Below are 14,334 nucleotides of genomic sequence, written 5' to 3'. Positions count from 1 at the left end.
GTATTCCTAACTTCCTTGCTGCTCTTGTACAACTTCCGTTACATCCTTTTAATGTTTGCAGTATCTTTCGTATTGAATGTCTCATTCCCCAATTCTACTAAAGTCGCATATGTGGTGTCAGATTAAGGGCCTATTCGCTTTTATTTTGCCACCGCTACTGCCTCATCAAAAGCAATAGAAAGCAATTTGGAAGCTCCCTCTTTACCCATAGTCACTCCAAAAATACTGCCCGCACGCGACATGGTCTCGCGATTGTGGGTAATCAGGATGAGCTGAGAATATTTGGCTAGGTTTTCGATCATATCTCCATATTTGCGAGAGTTGGCTTCATCAAGCGCGGCATCTGTTTCATCCAAAATAATAAAAGGCGGAGGGTTGACCTGAGAAATAGCAAAGAGCAGAGCGATAGAAGTGAGAGCGCGTTCTCCTCCTGAAAGCATCACTAGTCCTTTGATTTTTTTGCGGGGCAACGAGACCTCAATGTCGACACCTTCTTCGGTTTCTTCCTCTTCTTCTGAATTTGAAATATTTTCCAACAAATCTTCGTCTTCGCCTGAGAGGTCGGGGTTGTCAGGATCATCCTGGTCCTCAGATCCGATGGCGCGCGAGTTCCGGCGAGCGCGCTTCTTTTCTTTGACCACTGACAAGGAGGCGTGCCCACCGCCAAACATCAAATTGAAAAAATTATTAAACTGATCATTTATTTTTGCCACTCCCGTCCGAAATTCTGTATCCAATTTTTCGACCAATTCTTTGATCAAATCTTCAAGCGAGCTGGCGGAGTGAATAAGGTCACCAAGCTCACGGGTCAAAAAGGCGTCTCGCTCTTCAGCCTCTGTATATTCCTTCATCACCTCGTCTGTGCTCCCTACGCCCGCCTCTTCAAGACGAATTTTAATCTTCTCCAACGCTCGACGTCTCTCTACCTGCAATCCCCTTTCTTCATTAAAAATAACTTCTGTCTGATTTTGATCTGACAAATCAACTCTTTCATAGTTTATCGCTTCCCTGCCAGCTAGCATGACGGTTTCTTCCAGTTCACGTTTAAAATCCTCCTCTTCTACCTTTACTTTTTCTTCACGCGACTTGAGAGTTTGCACGATAGCGTAAAGCTCACTTTGTCTCCCCATTATTTTTAAAATCGCCTTCTCGGCCTCGACATTTTTGTCTTTTCCACGTTCAATTTCTTGCTTGATGACTTCGTAGTTTTTAGCCGCCGCCTGCTCTTCATTTTTTATTGAGACTATCTTGGCTTCTATTTCACCCCGCTCCTGATTCAGCTTTTCCAAATCGCTTTCAAATTCTTGATCCTCAGCTGAAACAACATCCTGTTCACGGTGATGGGTAATAAAGTCCGTGACGAGTTGGCGTACCCGTGCCACCAAACCGCGCAAAGTCCCAGCATCCTGCCCCTCCCCGATGCCCTTCTCGATTTCAGCCAGCTTTTCCGACACATCCTCAGACAAATTTTCTACTTCTCTCAAATAGACAGTCCGGTTGCTCTCCCGCGCCCTGTCATCGTTGCGCTTGGCAATAGATCTTTTTAGATAGGAAATTTCTCCTTCGATCCGACCAAGCTCTCGGGTTGCTTCATCTTTAGCCCCACGGACTTTTTGAATTTGCTGTTCAAGGACAATAAGCTCCGGACTGCGCGAACCCTGAGTCGAAGCCGCCGTCTCAGCGATAGTTTTTTTCAAAATCTCAAGCTCCTTGGCAAGCTCGGCCAGCTCACGATGTGGAGCCTCCTTTTCATCAGCAATGACCCCTTTTTCTCGGGTAATATAGGCATCCTCACGCCGCAAATATTCCTTGGACAAAGTGACTAGCTCAAGCTTGAGCGCCAGAGCCCGTTCGATTTTTTCTACCTGCTTTTTTAAAAATTTAATATGCGGAGCGAGCTCGCGACGCAGGGACTCGACGTCTTTAATATTTTCGCGAGTTTTCTCAAGCTTTCGGAGGCTTTCTTCTTTTTTATATTGATAAAGCTTTAGACCAAGAGCGTCTTCTATCATGATGCGTCGATCCCGGATCGACGCATTGAGCATTTTGTCCGCCTCTCCTTGAGAAATAATATGGTGTCCCGAAGCCCCAATATGGGCACCGGCCAAAAGCTCGATAATATCTTTGAGACGCACCGCACTGCCATTGATCAAATATTCATTGACCCCGTCTCGATGCACCACGCGTTCGATGACGACTTCATCAAAATCAATGTTGAGCATGCGCTTGGTATTGTCAAAAGTGACTTTCACTCCCGCACGATTGGCCCGCCCACCTTCGCCTGCTCCGTTAAAAATAAGATCCTCGCCCTTTTTTCCTCGCAAGGATTTGATGGACTGCTCACCTAGGACAAAACGAAAAGCCTCGGCTATATTGGATTTACCTGAGCCATTGGGTCCGACAATGGCAGAAATAGGTGAAGTAAAACGCAGAGCGTCTTTTTTGGCAAACGATTTGAAACCCGAGATTTCGAGGGAGGTTAGATACATGTCGGTAGTATCGTTAAATATTAGCAGATTTTTAGTTATTTTTCATCCCTTTTCTATTTGAAATATGTATGTTATCTTGGTGAAAGAAAAAATTGCTTACACCTATGAGCCAAGAAATTGAAACTGTAAAGAAAGGCTGGCGGCATCCAATCCTACAAGGAAACACAGTGGAACTAAGTGAAAAGGCCATGAAGGATAGCTACTTCCAAGCATTGACCAGACTGGCAAAAAGGGATCATTTTCAAGTGCTTTCCACCGGTCGCTGTCTCTGCGGACAAAGCACTGTGGATGTGGAACTTGATATCCCCCACCCAAAGGGCATCCGCACCTGGATGTGTGGGAGCTTGTTCCGTGTCATTGCCGCTTGATTGAAATCTCCTTTTATTAAAAACCTTGCAACGTGTGTTCTTGTTGCAGGGTTTTTTTGTAAATTTTTTTATTTTATTGCTCTCAGTCGCGCCTTTCTCATACTCTCATAACAAAGCACCCCACTAGCTCTATCTGTGCCCATATTTCCAAGCATTCTAAACCCACCTTCACCAAAGGTTTTTTCTACTAATCTAGCAATTGGTAGTAACCTCCCAGTAAAATGAGCTTTAAGAAACTCTTTAAAAACTTGTTCAGCATTTTCATACTCCTCTGGAAATTCCTTTTGAATTTCTTCGCAAATAAAACTCAAAACTTTGCGTTGCATCCTATAAACAACCGCTTCATAGTCATCGCCTTTTTGATTGACCCAGACGATATCATCAATCGGAACTTTTCTTTCTTTTGATATTTTTTCTTTTAATTCTTTAGCTTCGGCAGAATTTAATCTGTCTTTTTCTTCCTTAAGGATTGGCAGGTCCATCATATGTGAAAATGATTTTTTTTCTTGTTCAGATACGATTGCCTCATGCAAACCACTAAAATGCTCATGATACTCTCTATTTAAACCTTTTTTCTGGGCTGGAAAAACAGTAACACCCTCTCTAAAAGGGGTCTGTTTTATTTTTTCACCTAACTTTTCTACTTCAAAAGTGAGATGCCCTTTTAAATGAAGGGTTTCGTGCAGGATGGATGATCCAAAATGAACGGGGTTGCTACGTAAATTAAAGGCATTAATTGCTATTATTTGTTTTCCAAAATTGGTAAATGCAATACCCTGACCCTCCTCACTAATTTTTTTATATACCTCCGGAGGAACAATGTGATAATTATCTAAAGGAATATCATAGACCTCTAAACCACAGGCTTCTCTCAATCTACTTGTTTCATCATTAGCAAACTCTATCAGTTTTACCTCTGTTTCTGTTTTTGGATATTCCAATTTTTCTAATTCTTTTCTCCCATGCTCAGGCAAGGTTGCAATATGATCTACAAGATGTGACTCGATTTCGGTCCTGGTTTTTTGTTTTTCTTCCTCTGAAGCCCCTCCGACAATACGAAACCCTGGTATTTTTTCCATCTCTAAATAGTACCATATTTTAAAAAACTGGACTTCTCTACCACGCCATCTTCTTGAGTGCTTTTTGAGCGGCATCTTGCTCGGCTTCTTGTTTAGATTTTCCTAGACCCTCTACGATTTTTTCATTATTGACAAAAACCCCGACGGTAAACTGCTTGTTGTGATCGGGGCCAGTTTCGCGAATAGTTTTGTAGGCTGGGGTGGCTCCCATTTTTTCCTGGGCTTGTTCCTGGAAAAAACTCTTAGCATCGACAAAGAGACGCTTCTCAACAATGTCGTCAATCAAATCAAAAAGTTGGCGTCCGATAAAGTCGCGCGCGGCATCGTAGCCCTGATCCAAATAGACCGCCCCGATCAAGGCCTCAAACGTATTGGCAAGGATGTACAGCCGCGCGCGCCCCGTATCTTTGGCTTCTCCTTTTGAAAGAAGCAAAAAATCGTTCATTCTAATTTTTTCGGCGGCAGCCGCCAAAGTATTGGCATTCACTAAAGCCGAACGAAAAGCGGTCAGTTCACCTTCCGGCTTGGTTGGATATTTTTTGAAAAGATAATCAGTCACCACTAGCTCAAGCACGGCGTCCCCCAAAAATTCCAAGCGTTCATTGTGCTCCAGCTTTAAGTTTTTATTTTCATTTAAATAAGAACGATGAATAAAGGCCTGCTTGAGCAGTCCCTCATCTTTAAAGGTTGTCCCTATATTTTTTTGAAAGGCTTTGAATTCCATAGCTATTTAATCAGTAAATTGGGCCTATTTTGCGGGTTTTTTGGCGAGAAGGATATTGATGGCCTTCGTCACTATCGGCAGAATATCATTATAAAAATTAAGGTCAAGGATCTCCTGGAGATTGAACCATTTGGCATCATCGAGGCCCCCAGACGATTCGAGTTTGAGTTCGACGTATTTTGCCTCTCCCAAAAAGTAGGTGACCTGTTTGCGAAGCTTGCCTTTTTCTGGATGAGTGGCTATGTATTCGTTTTTGGCCAATTCATCTTGCAAAACAATATCCAGACCGATCTCTTCTTTGATTTCTCGCATTGTTCCAGTCTTAACATCTTCACCCACCTCGAGTCTACCTTTTGAAAGGGTCCAGTGCCCAAAGACATCATGCACCAAAGCTAAATAAATCATCTCTCCATCGCGGGCATAGACCACCGCCCCTCCGAGTACTTCAATAGGCATCTCTTCGTACGGTATATCTTTGCGAAATTTTTTCTTGGTCGAGACTTCATCTTTACCCGGCTCGCCCATTTCTTTGTAGACGGCACCGAGCACGCCGTTGACAAATTTTCCAGAAGTCTCGCCGCCGAAAGTTTTGGCGAGTTCGATAGCCTCGTTGATGGCCACTTTGGCTGGCACCTCCTTTTTATCCGCGAAAAGCAGCTCGTAGAGACCAATACGTAAAATATTTCTGTCGGCTACCGCAATCTTGTCGAGCGGCCATTCGGGCGCTGCTTTTTCTATGATGGTGTCGAGCTCTGGACGCTTTTTGATGATGTTGTCCACCAAGCTTTTCATAAATGAAAAATCTCCCATACCGGGAGCGAACTCGTTTGCATTACGCGTAAAAATTTCTTCGATGGCAGAGTCCTCCAAACCACAAAAATCCCACTCAAAGAGTGATTGGAGAGCGATTGATCGTGAAAGGTGCCTATTTGCCATTTTTTAAAAAAGAACGAAAACCAAACCTGACTATACCCTACTCATCTGCATCACTTACATTATCTCCTATCTTTCCTTTACTGTCTATCTTGCCTCTGCTGCCAAGGCCTTCTTCTTGTCGGCTTTTTTCTGAGCTTTGGCCACTACGTCGAGAATAACCTTGCCTTTGTAAGTACCGCACTGCATGCACATAATATGCTTTTGACGAGGCTGGCCGCATTTTTCACAGAGGATGACTCCAGCGCCTTTGATGGCGTGGTGTGACCGGCGGCTGCCAGTCTGACCTCTATTGTGACGCATATGATTTACCATAGGGCTACAATTTAGCACGACATAGTGGAAAAGGCAAATGAAAAAGCCCGGCGGGAGGATTGGAACCTCCCGACGGACTTTACAGACTTTCTTGTCTTTTCACAGATCCGGATTGTCTGTGTGAAACTCCGGATTGGTGCGGCTCAGGTGGAGAGTCGCCATGTTGAATGCCTGGCGATGGTTTCTGAATACCATCGCCGCGAACTGTTTGATCGGGATCCACTTGGCCAAAATGTGCACCATGTCCCGATCTTCAAACTCGCGCTCGAGGAAGGATCCCTCGTACCCTTCAATCAAGAAGAAGTACTTGATATGGTCCCGCTGATCGACCTTCCTCGATGGGAGAAATTCCTCGTACACCATGGTAAATTTTGTGGGCTTGATTTTACCCTCCTCCTCGGATTCCCGAAGAAGGGTCTGCTCTTTGTTCTCCCACAAAGCTTCACGGTTTGTCCCCCCGAAGAATTTCACTTCACAAATCTGATCGCGCTTGTTGAAGCGGAGATCGATGACCGAGGCCACCGCCCACCCGATGTCGGGGCGCTTTTCGATGAGGATCGAGAAGCAGGCGTGGTCTTTGTCGGACCGGGACGCTGTCGTCGGTGTCGATGAGGACGTGTGAGCAATGTCTTGCCCAACCACGTCCACTGGCTGTTGAGATACCCCGGCGACCTGCGTCGCCTGAGCAGCTTTTTTTGCCGCGTATTTGCTCAAGTGAGCACCGCTGGCTGTTTTCTTAGCCATAAATGAAACCCTCCTTTCAAGGGAGCGACACCTTCGGTCGCTTTTTTAATTGTTTTCAAAGGCCCGCACTCCAAATGGAGTGCGAATAAAGCCTTTACTGATCTGAGACAATAATATCACATACCTATATAAAAGTCAAACGATGGATTGGAGTCTTTCCGTGCTTATTTAGAGCCATATAATGAGCCTTGGTGCCATAGCCCTTATGCTTTTCGAAGCCATATTTCGGATATTTTTTGGCTAACAATTGCATCTTTTTGTCTCGGTTTACCTTGGCCAAGACCGAAGCCAGCGAAATAATAGGCTGACTGTCATCTCCGCGAATGATGGTTTTTTGATTTTTAAAATGGGTGGGAGCTTTGAGTCCCCCATCGAGCAATATTTTTAATTTATTTTTTGTTTTAAATTCTAGGTTCAATTTTCCTAAAACTTTTTCTAAAGAATTTTTGAGAGCATGCCTGATAGACGGAACAATGCCTATTTTATCGATGGTCTGAGCCGACACATGTGAAATATAAAAATAAACTTCTAGCTTTTTGGCCACACTTACTATATTTTCCCTATCACTAGCCTTCATTTTTTTACTGTCCCGCAAACCTAGCTCGCGCAAGACCGAAAAATCAAAACCGGCCTGCACTGCCACCGCACAGACCGTGACTGGACCTGCCAAGGGCCCGCGGCCCACTTCATCTATACCAATCAAAAACTCCTGAGAAAGCTTCGCAGCTTTTTTCACGATTTTTTTAGCCCTTTTTTGTTTTGGCTTCATCCCCTGTATAATAGCCTTATGTCGAAATTCGTCCATCTCCATACTCACAGTCACTACAGTCTACTCAATGCTTTGCCGAAAATCCCTGACCTGGTCAAACAAGCCAAAAAAGATGGTATGCATGCTCTAGCTTTGACTGACAACGGCAACCTCTACGGTGCCATCGAGTTTTATAAAGAGTGCCAGAAAAAAGAAATCAAGCCGATCATCGGCGTGGATTTTTACACCGCGGCCCGGACGCGCCACGACAAAGAAGGCCGTATAGACAGCCATCGTCATCGTCTCGTCTTGCTGGCTAAAAATGTCACAGGCTACAAAAATCTTATTAAGCTGGTGACTGCTTCCAACCTTGAAGGTTTCTACTACAGACCCCGTATCGACCAAGAGCTTATCGAAAAATATCATGAAGGGTTGATCTGCATCTCCCCTTCTTTCAGCGGAGATATTGCCAAGGCGGTGGCTGGTCAAGATCTCGGCAAAGCGCGAGAGCTTATTTTGGGGTACAAAAAAATCTTTGCCGGTTCCACAAATGACGATTCCGATTTTTACCTCGAAATCACCCACCATCCCGAAATTCAAGGGCACCAAGAAAATATGCAAAAAATCATTTCGCTAGCGCGCGAGACTGAGACCCAGCTCGTGGCTGCTCATGATGTTTATTACATCGACCCAGAAGATCGCAAAGCTCGCGACACTATGGTCTCGATCCAAAACGAGTTTGGCGGTGGTGCGGGGCGTGGAGGCTTCGGTGATGACGAAGCAGATTTTTCTTTTATCGACCAGCCCACTGCTGAAAAGTATTTTTCAGACATCCCTGATGCTCTTGATAACTGCCAAAAAATTGTCGCCAAGTGTGATCTAAAACTCGTGCTCGGCAAATGGCTTTTTCCAAAATTTGAATTGCCTGAGGGCCAAAATGCTGACGACGTCCTCCGCGGTATTGTATTTGAAGGCATCATAAAACGCGGTATTGAGCACACCAAAGAGGTGACCGATCGCGTCGAATACGAGCTTGGCATTATTAAAGATAAAGGGTATGCACCGTATTTTCTGGTGGTGGCCGACTTGCTCCGTTACGCTCATGAACATGGCATCCTTACCAATATTCGAGGTTCGGTGGCTGGTTCGATGGTCACTTATCTGGCCTATATCACCAATATCAACCCGATTGAATTTATGCTTCCTTTTGAGCGCTTCCTCAATCCTCTCCGTCCATCCGCTCCCGACATCGACATGGATTTTGCCGACGACAGACGGGATGAAATGATTGAATACGCTCGCCAAAAATACGGTAAAGATAAAGTCGCCCAAATCGGAACTTTTGGTACCATGATGGCTCGTGGGTCAGTGCGCGATGTTACTCGTGCGCTTGGTTACCCCTATGCTCTCGGCGATCGTCTCTCCAAAATGATACCGATGGGTTCACAAGGCTTTCCCATGACCCTCGACAAAGCCCTTGAGATCACGCCCGAGCTGCAGAAAGCTTATGACAATGAAAAAGAAGCTCGCGAAATCATTGATATGGCCAAAAAAATTGAGGGCTGTGCTCGTCATATTTCGGTCCATGCCGCTGGGGTGGTGATTTCTCCCGTGCCTCTCAGCAACCTCGTGCCGCTGCAATACGACACTAAAGGCGAAGAAAAGATTATCACTCAATATGACATGTATTCTGTGGATGAAAACAACGTCGGCCTTTTGAAATTCGATTTTCTCGGAATTAAAAACCTTTCCATTCTCGCTGAAGCCGTCTCTCTGGTCAAAAAAATCGAAGGGATCGATGTGGACCTCGAACATATTCCTTTGGATGATAAAAAAACTTTTGAAATGCTAGCGCGCGGAGAGACTGAAGGCGTCTTTCAGCTCAACGGCTCGGGTATGACCAAGGCTTTGACAGATCTCAAGCCAACCACTATTCACGACATCAACGTGATGGTCGCTCTCTATCGTCCAGGACCGATGGATACTATCCAAGAATATATTGCGCGCAAACACGGCGAAAAACGCACCACTTACTACCACCCAAAAATGAAAAAGTTTCTGGAGCGGACTTTCGGCCTGCTCGTTTATCAGGATGATTTGCTGTACACCGCGCTCGAGCTCGCAGGCTACAATTGGGAAACGGTGGATAAATTCCGCAAGGCCGTAGGTAAAAAAATCCCCGAAGAAATGGCTAAGCAGCACGAGATTTTCGTCAAAGGCTGTATCGAGCACAGCGCCATGACACCGAAAGCAGCCGAGGCTATTTGGAAACTTTTCGAGCCCTTTCAGGGCTATGGTTTCAACAAAGCTCACGCCGCCAGCTACGGCCTAGTGTCGTATCAGACCGCTTATATGAAAGCCCACTTCCCCGCTGTCTATATGGCCGCAGTGCTGACTGCCGACGCTGGGGATGTCGAAAAAATCGGCACTTTTATCGCCGAATGTAAACGGATGAAAATACCCGTGCTGCCTCCAGACATCAATGAAAGTTTTAGCGACTTCACGGTCGTCAAAGACGCCAGTGACATCAATGACACCGAAAAAATGGCCCAAGAAAAAACCGCCGGCGAAAAAATCCGTTTCGGACTTTTAACAATCAAAAATTTTGGGGAAGGCATAGGCAAAACAATTATCGAAGTACGCAAGCGGGGCGGGCCTTTTATTTCACTTGAGGATTTTCTCAATCGCATCAAAGATAGAAATCTCAATAAAAAATCTCTTGAAGCCTTGATCAAGGCCGGCGCTATGGATGCTTTCGGTGACCGCGGCGTGATGCTTGGCAATATCGAAGACTTGCTCGAATACAATAAAGAAACCCACCGCACGCCGGCCAACCAGGATTCCCTTTTTGCAAGTGCGGGCCTGCATGAGAGTCTTCCTTCACTCCGTTTGAAAGAAGCTCCCAACGCCACTCCTGCAGAAAAGCTCGTCTGGGAAAAAGAGCTGCTCGGTCTTTATATTTCCGGCCACCCCCTCGACAAATACCGCGCAGTTTTTGAAAAACCGGATACCAACGTCACCACTATTGCTAAAATCAAAGGCGAAACACTTGGGGGTATTGGTCCAGGGCTCAGTGATGGCAAAATCGTAGTGGTCGGAGGGATTATCGAGGAAGCTCGTGAAATCCTGACCAAAAAAGATCAGTCGCGCATGATGTTTCTCAAAATTTCAGATTTTACCGGCACTATGGAAGTCGTAGTCTTTCCGCGTACCTATGCCGAGTTTCGAAATGCTTTTGTCACGGAAAAATGCGTGGCCCTCAAGGCCAAAGTCTCCGAACGCAACGGCGAAAAAAGCCTAGCGGTGGAGAGCGTCAAGGTGTTGGAGTAAATCATAGGAAAAGACATGCCGCAAGGTCCTGTGAAATACAAAAATATCAAGATATGCTATGATTTAAGCCATGAAAAATAATACTGAGAAAAGCGAAAACGAACTCCCCGCCCTCCGCCATTCTTTAGCCCACCTTTTGGCGGCAGCGGTGCTTGATTTATATCCGGACACAAAAAATACCATTGGCCCGGCGGTGGACAATGGTTTTTATTATGATTTCGAATTTGCTCCCACAGTTTCCATCTCAGACAAGGATCTAAAGGAAATCGAAAAGAAAATGAAGAAAATTCTCAACGGCTGGTCAACTTTTGATGAAAAAGAAGTGGCCGCAGAAGAAGCTCGAGCCATTTTTAAAAATAATCCCTACAAACTTGAACTTATAGATGAGATTATAGGTAAGGGTGAAAAAATCACCCTCTACACCTCTGGGGCTGGTGCAACCTCCTTTACCGACCTTTGTCGCGGTGGCCATATCGAAAATGCCAAAGAGATAAACACTGACGCCTTCGAGCTTTCTCGCATAGCCGGGGCCTACTGGCGCGGCGATGAAAAAAACAAAATGCTCACGCGCATTTACGGCTTAGCTTTTGAAACACCCGAAGAGCTCACTGCCTATAAACACCAGCAAGAAGAAGCCAAAAAAAGAGACCACCGCAAGCTTGGCAAAGAGCTCAAGCTTTTTACCGTTTCGGACCTCATCGGTTCTGGCCTGCCCCTCATGCAACCAAAAGGCATGATCATTCGCAAAGAAATTGAAGATTATCTTTGGGACCTCCACAAAGACAAAGGCTATAGCCGAGTCTGGACACCCCACATTGCCAAAGAAGCTCTTTACGTCACCTCTGGACATGCGGCTAAATTCGGCGACGAGCTTTTCCGCGTGCAAGGCAAGGAAGAAAAATTTATCATGAAGCCCATGAACTGCCCTCACCATATGCAGATTTTTGCTGACAATCAATTTTCCTACCGGGACATGCCAGTAAGATATTTTGAACCGGCCACCGTCTATCGTGATGAAAAATCCGGTCAGCTCGGCGGACTCACCCGGGTGCGCGCCATCACTCAGGATGACGGTCACCTTTTCTGTCGATCTACTCAAATCGCAGGCGAAGCTAAAACAATTATTGAGATAATCAAACAATTTTACACCACCATGGGGATGATGGATGGTTATTGGGTCCGCCTTTCACTCCGCGGCGATGACAAAACTCAATACCTTGGGTCAGATGGGGTCTGGAATATTGCCGAGAAAGCCCTTGCCGATGTCTGTGAAGCTGAAAAGCTCCCATACAAACCAGCCAAAGGTGAGGCCGCTTTTTATGGACCAAAACTCGACTTTATGTTTAAGGACGCCATCGGGCGCGAATGGCAACTCGCTACCATCCAGTGTGATTTCAATTTACCCGAACGCTTTGATTTAGCTTTTGTGAATGAAAAGGGTGAAAAAGAAAGACCTGTCGTTATCCATCGGGCTATCTCTGGTTCACTTGAACGTTTTATGGGCGTGATGATCGAGCACTACGCCGGGGCTTTCCCTCTCTGGCTCGCGCCTGTCCAAGTCCGCGTGCTTCCAATTACTGACACTCATCACGCCTACGCACGAGAAATTTTTGAAAAATTAAAGGCTGAAGGCCTACGTGCCGAGCTCGACGAAAGTCATGAAAGTCTGGGTAAAAAAATCCGCGTTGGTAAAATTGAAAAAGTTCCCTACTCACTTGTCATTGGCGACAAAGAGCTCGCCTCGGGCGAAGCCACTCTCGAAAGTCGCGATCATGGCAACCTCGGCTCGCTCACCCTCGCCGCTCTCGTCGCAAAACTGACTGAAGAAATCAAAAATAAAAATTAAAACTGACCTAAAAACCAGATGTGGTTTTAGAAATAAAACTCGAAACTAAAAAAGCTGGGAGTGAAATATGCAAAAATTCTACTCCAACTAGGTGTCCCTTTTTATTTAAATCTACATTCAAAAATCGACTAAACTTTAGAGTCTTGGCCGCCTTATCTTCCTTAAAATATAGATAGCCGCATTTCACTTTTTTATCGTATGTAAATCTCATATTTATTATTTCTTTAATAGTAGGCTGCGATTATTTCTATACCACTTTTTGTTATAGCATATATTACTGTTAATGACGCCTCATTTATCACTTTATTACACATTATTTTACCCCCTTTTGCTTCTTCATACCAATCAGGAAATTTGATGGTTTGAATAATGTCATTTAAAGGAATACCTCTCTGATGTAGTCTTTCAATGACATGATGACTAAACTCAATCTTCATTCACCAAGCATTTCATATGTATGATAAAGAAACACCGAAAGTTTCCTAACTAAAAAATAAAAACAAACACTTGACGGAGCCTTTAATTATGTGTGCTCCGGAAAGTGTTTGTTTTTATTTTTATTTAGGCAACGATCCCCCGCTTCTTCATATTCTCGAGTTTAAAGCGTGAAGCTAGACTCATATTGTTTGTAGCCCCCACAGGTGACTGCTTCTTTCGCATGACAATGTAGGCAGCAAACATACTCCAAAGGACAAGACTGAGAATAAAGAGAGCGACTTTGAGATTGAAACTAATACCTGTCGCTGGCACTTGGTTTAGGAAGACGCCAGCCACTGGAGTACCGAGGCTAGTATCACGAGTGACGGTCACCCCAGCAGTATTGTAAGCTACCGGCATGTTGACGTTGCAGCTTGCACTCACCGTCTGGCCATTTGAGTTCACAGTGACTGTCGCTGTTTGGTATCCGTTGTTGGTATAGCTATTGTAGTAGCCAGTGACAGTTTGACCATAGCCAGTCAGACCATTGCTGCCAGTCCAGCTGTAGGAATAGTTGCCGCCATTTCCACCAGTAGCGTAGGCTGTCCAAGTGATTACAGGATTATTATTGTAGTTGTAATTATTGTTGTAATTATAGTTGTAAGCGTTTGAATATGAACCGGTGCAATACACGCTAATATTATTGTAGACAGGGTAAGGGTTTGAATTACCGCCATTGAAGACAATGTTGTTGTAGCTGTCATTGATACTGTGATTGTCTACAGTGGAAACAGAATTATTGGTATAAGTGGTAGTCACAGGAGCGTAGACGCTGCTTGTGTAGTTGCTTAGGCTGCTAGATTTATTTGAAACATAAGAAAACCCGCCGCCATACCCGCCACCACAAGAGCTGCCACATGAAGAGTACGATGGAGTGTAAGTGTAGCCATAGCCACCGTATGAATAGTCACCACAATAGCTGCCACAAGTCGCTGGCGTACTGTAGTCGTATGAAGGATAGTAGTCATAAGAAGCTGGCAGAGTGTAGTTGTCAGTAGGATAATAGTCATAAGAAGATGGAAGGGTGTAGTCATTGGCTGAAAAACCTGTATCGGTCTGTGTATAGTCGATGGCAGAAAATCCGCTATCAAACTCCTCACCGCCAGCATAGGCCACATTTTTTCCAGTCACAAAAAACACGGTCAGTACCGCCAGAAGAACTATTGAAATTTTTGTGATTTTATTGGTCATACAATTCTATTTAATTGATTAGGTACATTATATACTATCTATTATAAAAAGTCAAGGGCACGTCATGGTTCAATACCTTGGAATCACCCC

General features: G+C 44.9%; 13 protein-coding genes. 3 read left to right on the top strand and 10 right to left on the bottom strand.

All coding sequences use genetic code 11. The features are described from left to right. Positions 1-140 precede the first annotated feature (140 nt). The gene (locus tag PHF79_02265) at positions 141-2,489 is read right to left on the bottom strand and encodes an AAA family ATPase (protein ID MDD5318623.1); all 2,349 of its coding nucleotides are present in this window, start codon (positions 2,487-2,489) and stop codon (positions 141-143) included. A gap of 104 nt (positions 2,490-2,593) precedes the next feature. Between PHF79_02265 and PHF79_02260 the strand changes: the two genes are divergently transcribed. Then, positions 2,594-2,857 (top strand): hypothetical protein, encoded by a 264-nt coding sequence (locus PHF79_02260; protein MDD5318622.1) that lies wholly within the window; start codon positions 2,594-2,596, stop codon positions 2,855-2,857. Between the two features lie 68 nt (positions 2,858-2,925). Here the strand turns inward: PHF79_02260 and PHF79_02255 are convergent, their stop codons facing one another. From PHF79_02255 to PHF79_02230, 6 genes are all read right to left on the bottom strand, one after another. Continuing rightward, positions 2,926-3,936, bottom strand: coding sequence for a hypothetical protein (locus tag PHF79_02255; protein MDD5318621.1), 1,011 nt, complete (start codon positions 3,934-3,936; stop codon positions 2,926-2,928). 37 nt (positions 3,937-3,973) lie between these two features. Next, a complete protein-coding gene (gene rnc / locus PHF79_02250; GenBank protein ID MDD5318620.1) occupies positions 3,974-4,660 on the bottom strand; it encodes a ribonuclease III in 687 nt (228 codons plus the stop codon). Positions 4,661-4,684: 24 nt separating this feature from the next. Further along, a complete protein-coding gene (nusB, locus tag PHF79_02245; GenBank protein ID MDD5318619.1) occupies positions 4,685-5,596 on the bottom strand; it encodes a transcription antitermination factor NusB in 912 nt (303 codons plus the stop codon). An 84-nt stretch (positions 5,597-5,680) separates the two neighbouring features. Beyond that, complete coding sequence (gene rpmF, locus PHF79_02240; GenBank protein MDD5318618.1) at positions 5,681-5,896, bottom strand: 50S ribosomal protein L32; 216 nt, start codon at positions 5,894-5,896, stop codon at positions 5,681-5,683. Between the two features lie 111 nt (positions 5,897-6,007). Further along, complete coding sequence (locus tag PHF79_02235; protein ID MDD5318617.1) at positions 6,008-6,652, bottom strand: NUDIX domain-containing protein; 645 nt, start codon at positions 6,650-6,652, stop codon at positions 6,008-6,010. Between the two features lie 124 nt (positions 6,653-6,776). Then, positions 6,777-7,421: a ribonuclease HII gene (locus PHF79_02230; GenBank protein ID MDD5318616.1), complete on the bottom strand. Its 645-nt coding sequence runs from the start codon at positions 7,419-7,421 to the stop codon at positions 6,777-6,779. 18 nt (positions 7,422-7,439) lie between these two features. Here PHF79_02230 and dnaE point away from each other — a divergent pair, with 18 nt between their 5' ends. Beyond that, a complete protein-coding gene (gene dnaE / locus PHF79_02225; protein MDD5318615.1) occupies positions 7,440-10,730 on the top strand; it encodes a DNA polymerase III subunit alpha in 3,291 nt (1,096 codons plus the stop codon). A gap of 70 nt (positions 10,731-10,800) precedes the next feature. Further along, positions 10,801-12,576 carry a threonine--tRNA ligase gene (gene thrS, locus PHF79_02220; GenBank protein MDD5318614.1) on the top strand — a complete coding sequence of 592 codons (1,776 nt, stop codon included), beginning with the start codon at positions 10,801-10,803 and terminating at the stop codon, positions 12,574-12,576. Positions 12,577-12,583: 7 nt separating this feature from the next. Here thrS and PHF79_02215 read toward each other — a convergent pair whose 3' ends face one another. The 3 genes from PHF79_02215 to PHF79_02205 all read right to left on the bottom strand — a co-directional run bounded on the left by PHF79_02215 (position 12,584) and on the right by PHF79_02205 (position 14,244). Beyond that, positions 12,584-12,787 (bottom strand): DUF2283 domain-containing protein, encoded by a 204-nt coding sequence (locus tag PHF79_02215; GenBank protein ID MDD5318613.1) that lies wholly within the window; start codon positions 12,785-12,787, stop codon positions 12,584-12,586. A 13-nt stretch (positions 12,788-12,800) separates the two neighbouring features. Continuing rightward, entirely contained in the window at positions 12,801-13,013 is a 213-nt protein-coding gene (locus tag PHF79_02210) for a DUF4258 domain-containing protein (GenBank protein MDD5318612.1), read from the bottom strand. A gap of 124 nt (positions 13,014-13,137) precedes the next feature. Further along, positions 13,138-14,244, bottom strand: coding sequence for a hypothetical protein (locus tag PHF79_02205; protein MDD5318611.1), 1,107 nt, complete (start codon positions 14,242-14,244; stop codon positions 13,138-13,140). Positions 14,245-14,334 lie beyond the last annotated feature (90 nt).

Source organism: Candidatus Paceibacterota bacterium (assembly GCA_028714275.1).
Lineage (GTDB): Bacteria > Patescibacteriota > Minisyncoccia > Phycocordibacterales > CAINVO01 > CAINVO01.
This window is presented reverse-complemented; position numbering and strand designations above follow the sequence as displayed.

What these genes read in the sequence shown, in the direction of transcription:
- PHF79_02265 (MDD5318623.1), bottom strand. Translation starts at nt 2,489, where the DNA reads ATGTATCTAACCTCCCTCGAAATCTCGGGTTTCAAATCGTTTGCCAAA.
- PHF79_02260 (MDD5318622.1), top strand. Translation starts at nt 2,594, where the DNA reads ATGAGCCAAGAAATTGAAACTGTAAAGAAAGGCTGGCGGCATCCAATC.
- PHF79_02255 (MDD5318621.1), bottom strand. Translation starts at nt 3,936, where the DNA reads ATGGAAAAAATACCAGGGTTTCGTATTGTCGGAGGGGCTTCAGAGGAA.
- rnc (MDD5318620.1), bottom strand. Translation starts at nt 4,660, where the DNA reads ATGGAATTCAAAGCCTTTCAAAAAAATATAGGGACAACCTTTAAAGAT.
- nusB (MDD5318619.1), bottom strand. Translation starts at nt 5,596, where the DNA reads ATGGCAAATAGGCACCTTTCACGATCAATCGCTCTCCAATCACTCTTT.
- rpmF (MDD5318618.1), bottom strand. Translation starts at nt 5,896, where the DNA reads ATGCGTCACAATAGAGGTCAGACTGGCAGCCGCCGGTCACACCACGCC.
- PHF79_02235 (MDD5318617.1), bottom strand. Translation starts at nt 6,652, where the DNA reads ATGGCTAAGAAAACAGCCAGCGGTGCTCACTTGAGCAAATACGCGGCA.
- PHF79_02230 (MDD5318616.1), bottom strand. Translation starts at nt 7,421, where the DNA reads ATGAAGCCAAAACAAAAAAGGGCTAAAAAAATCGTGAAAAAAGCTGCG.
- dnaE (MDD5318615.1), top strand. Translation starts at nt 7,440, where the DNA reads ATGTCGAAATTCGTCCATCTCCATACTCACAGTCACTACAGTCTACTC.
- thrS (MDD5318614.1), top strand. Translation starts at nt 10,801, where the DNA reads ATGAAAAATAATACTGAGAAAAGCGAAAACGAACTCCCCGCCCTCCGC.
- PHF79_02215 (MDD5318613.1), bottom strand. Translation starts at nt 12,787, where the DNA reads ATGAGATTTACATACGATAAAAAAGTGAAATGCGGCTATCTATATTTT.
- PHF79_02210 (MDD5318612.1), bottom strand. Translation starts at nt 13,013, where the DNA reads ATGAAGATTGAGTTTAGTCATCATGTCATTGAAAGACTACATCAGAGA.
- PHF79_02205 (MDD5318611.1), bottom strand. Translation starts at nt 14,244, where the DNA reads ATGACCAATAAAATCACAAAAATTTCAATAGTTCTTCTGGCGGTACTG.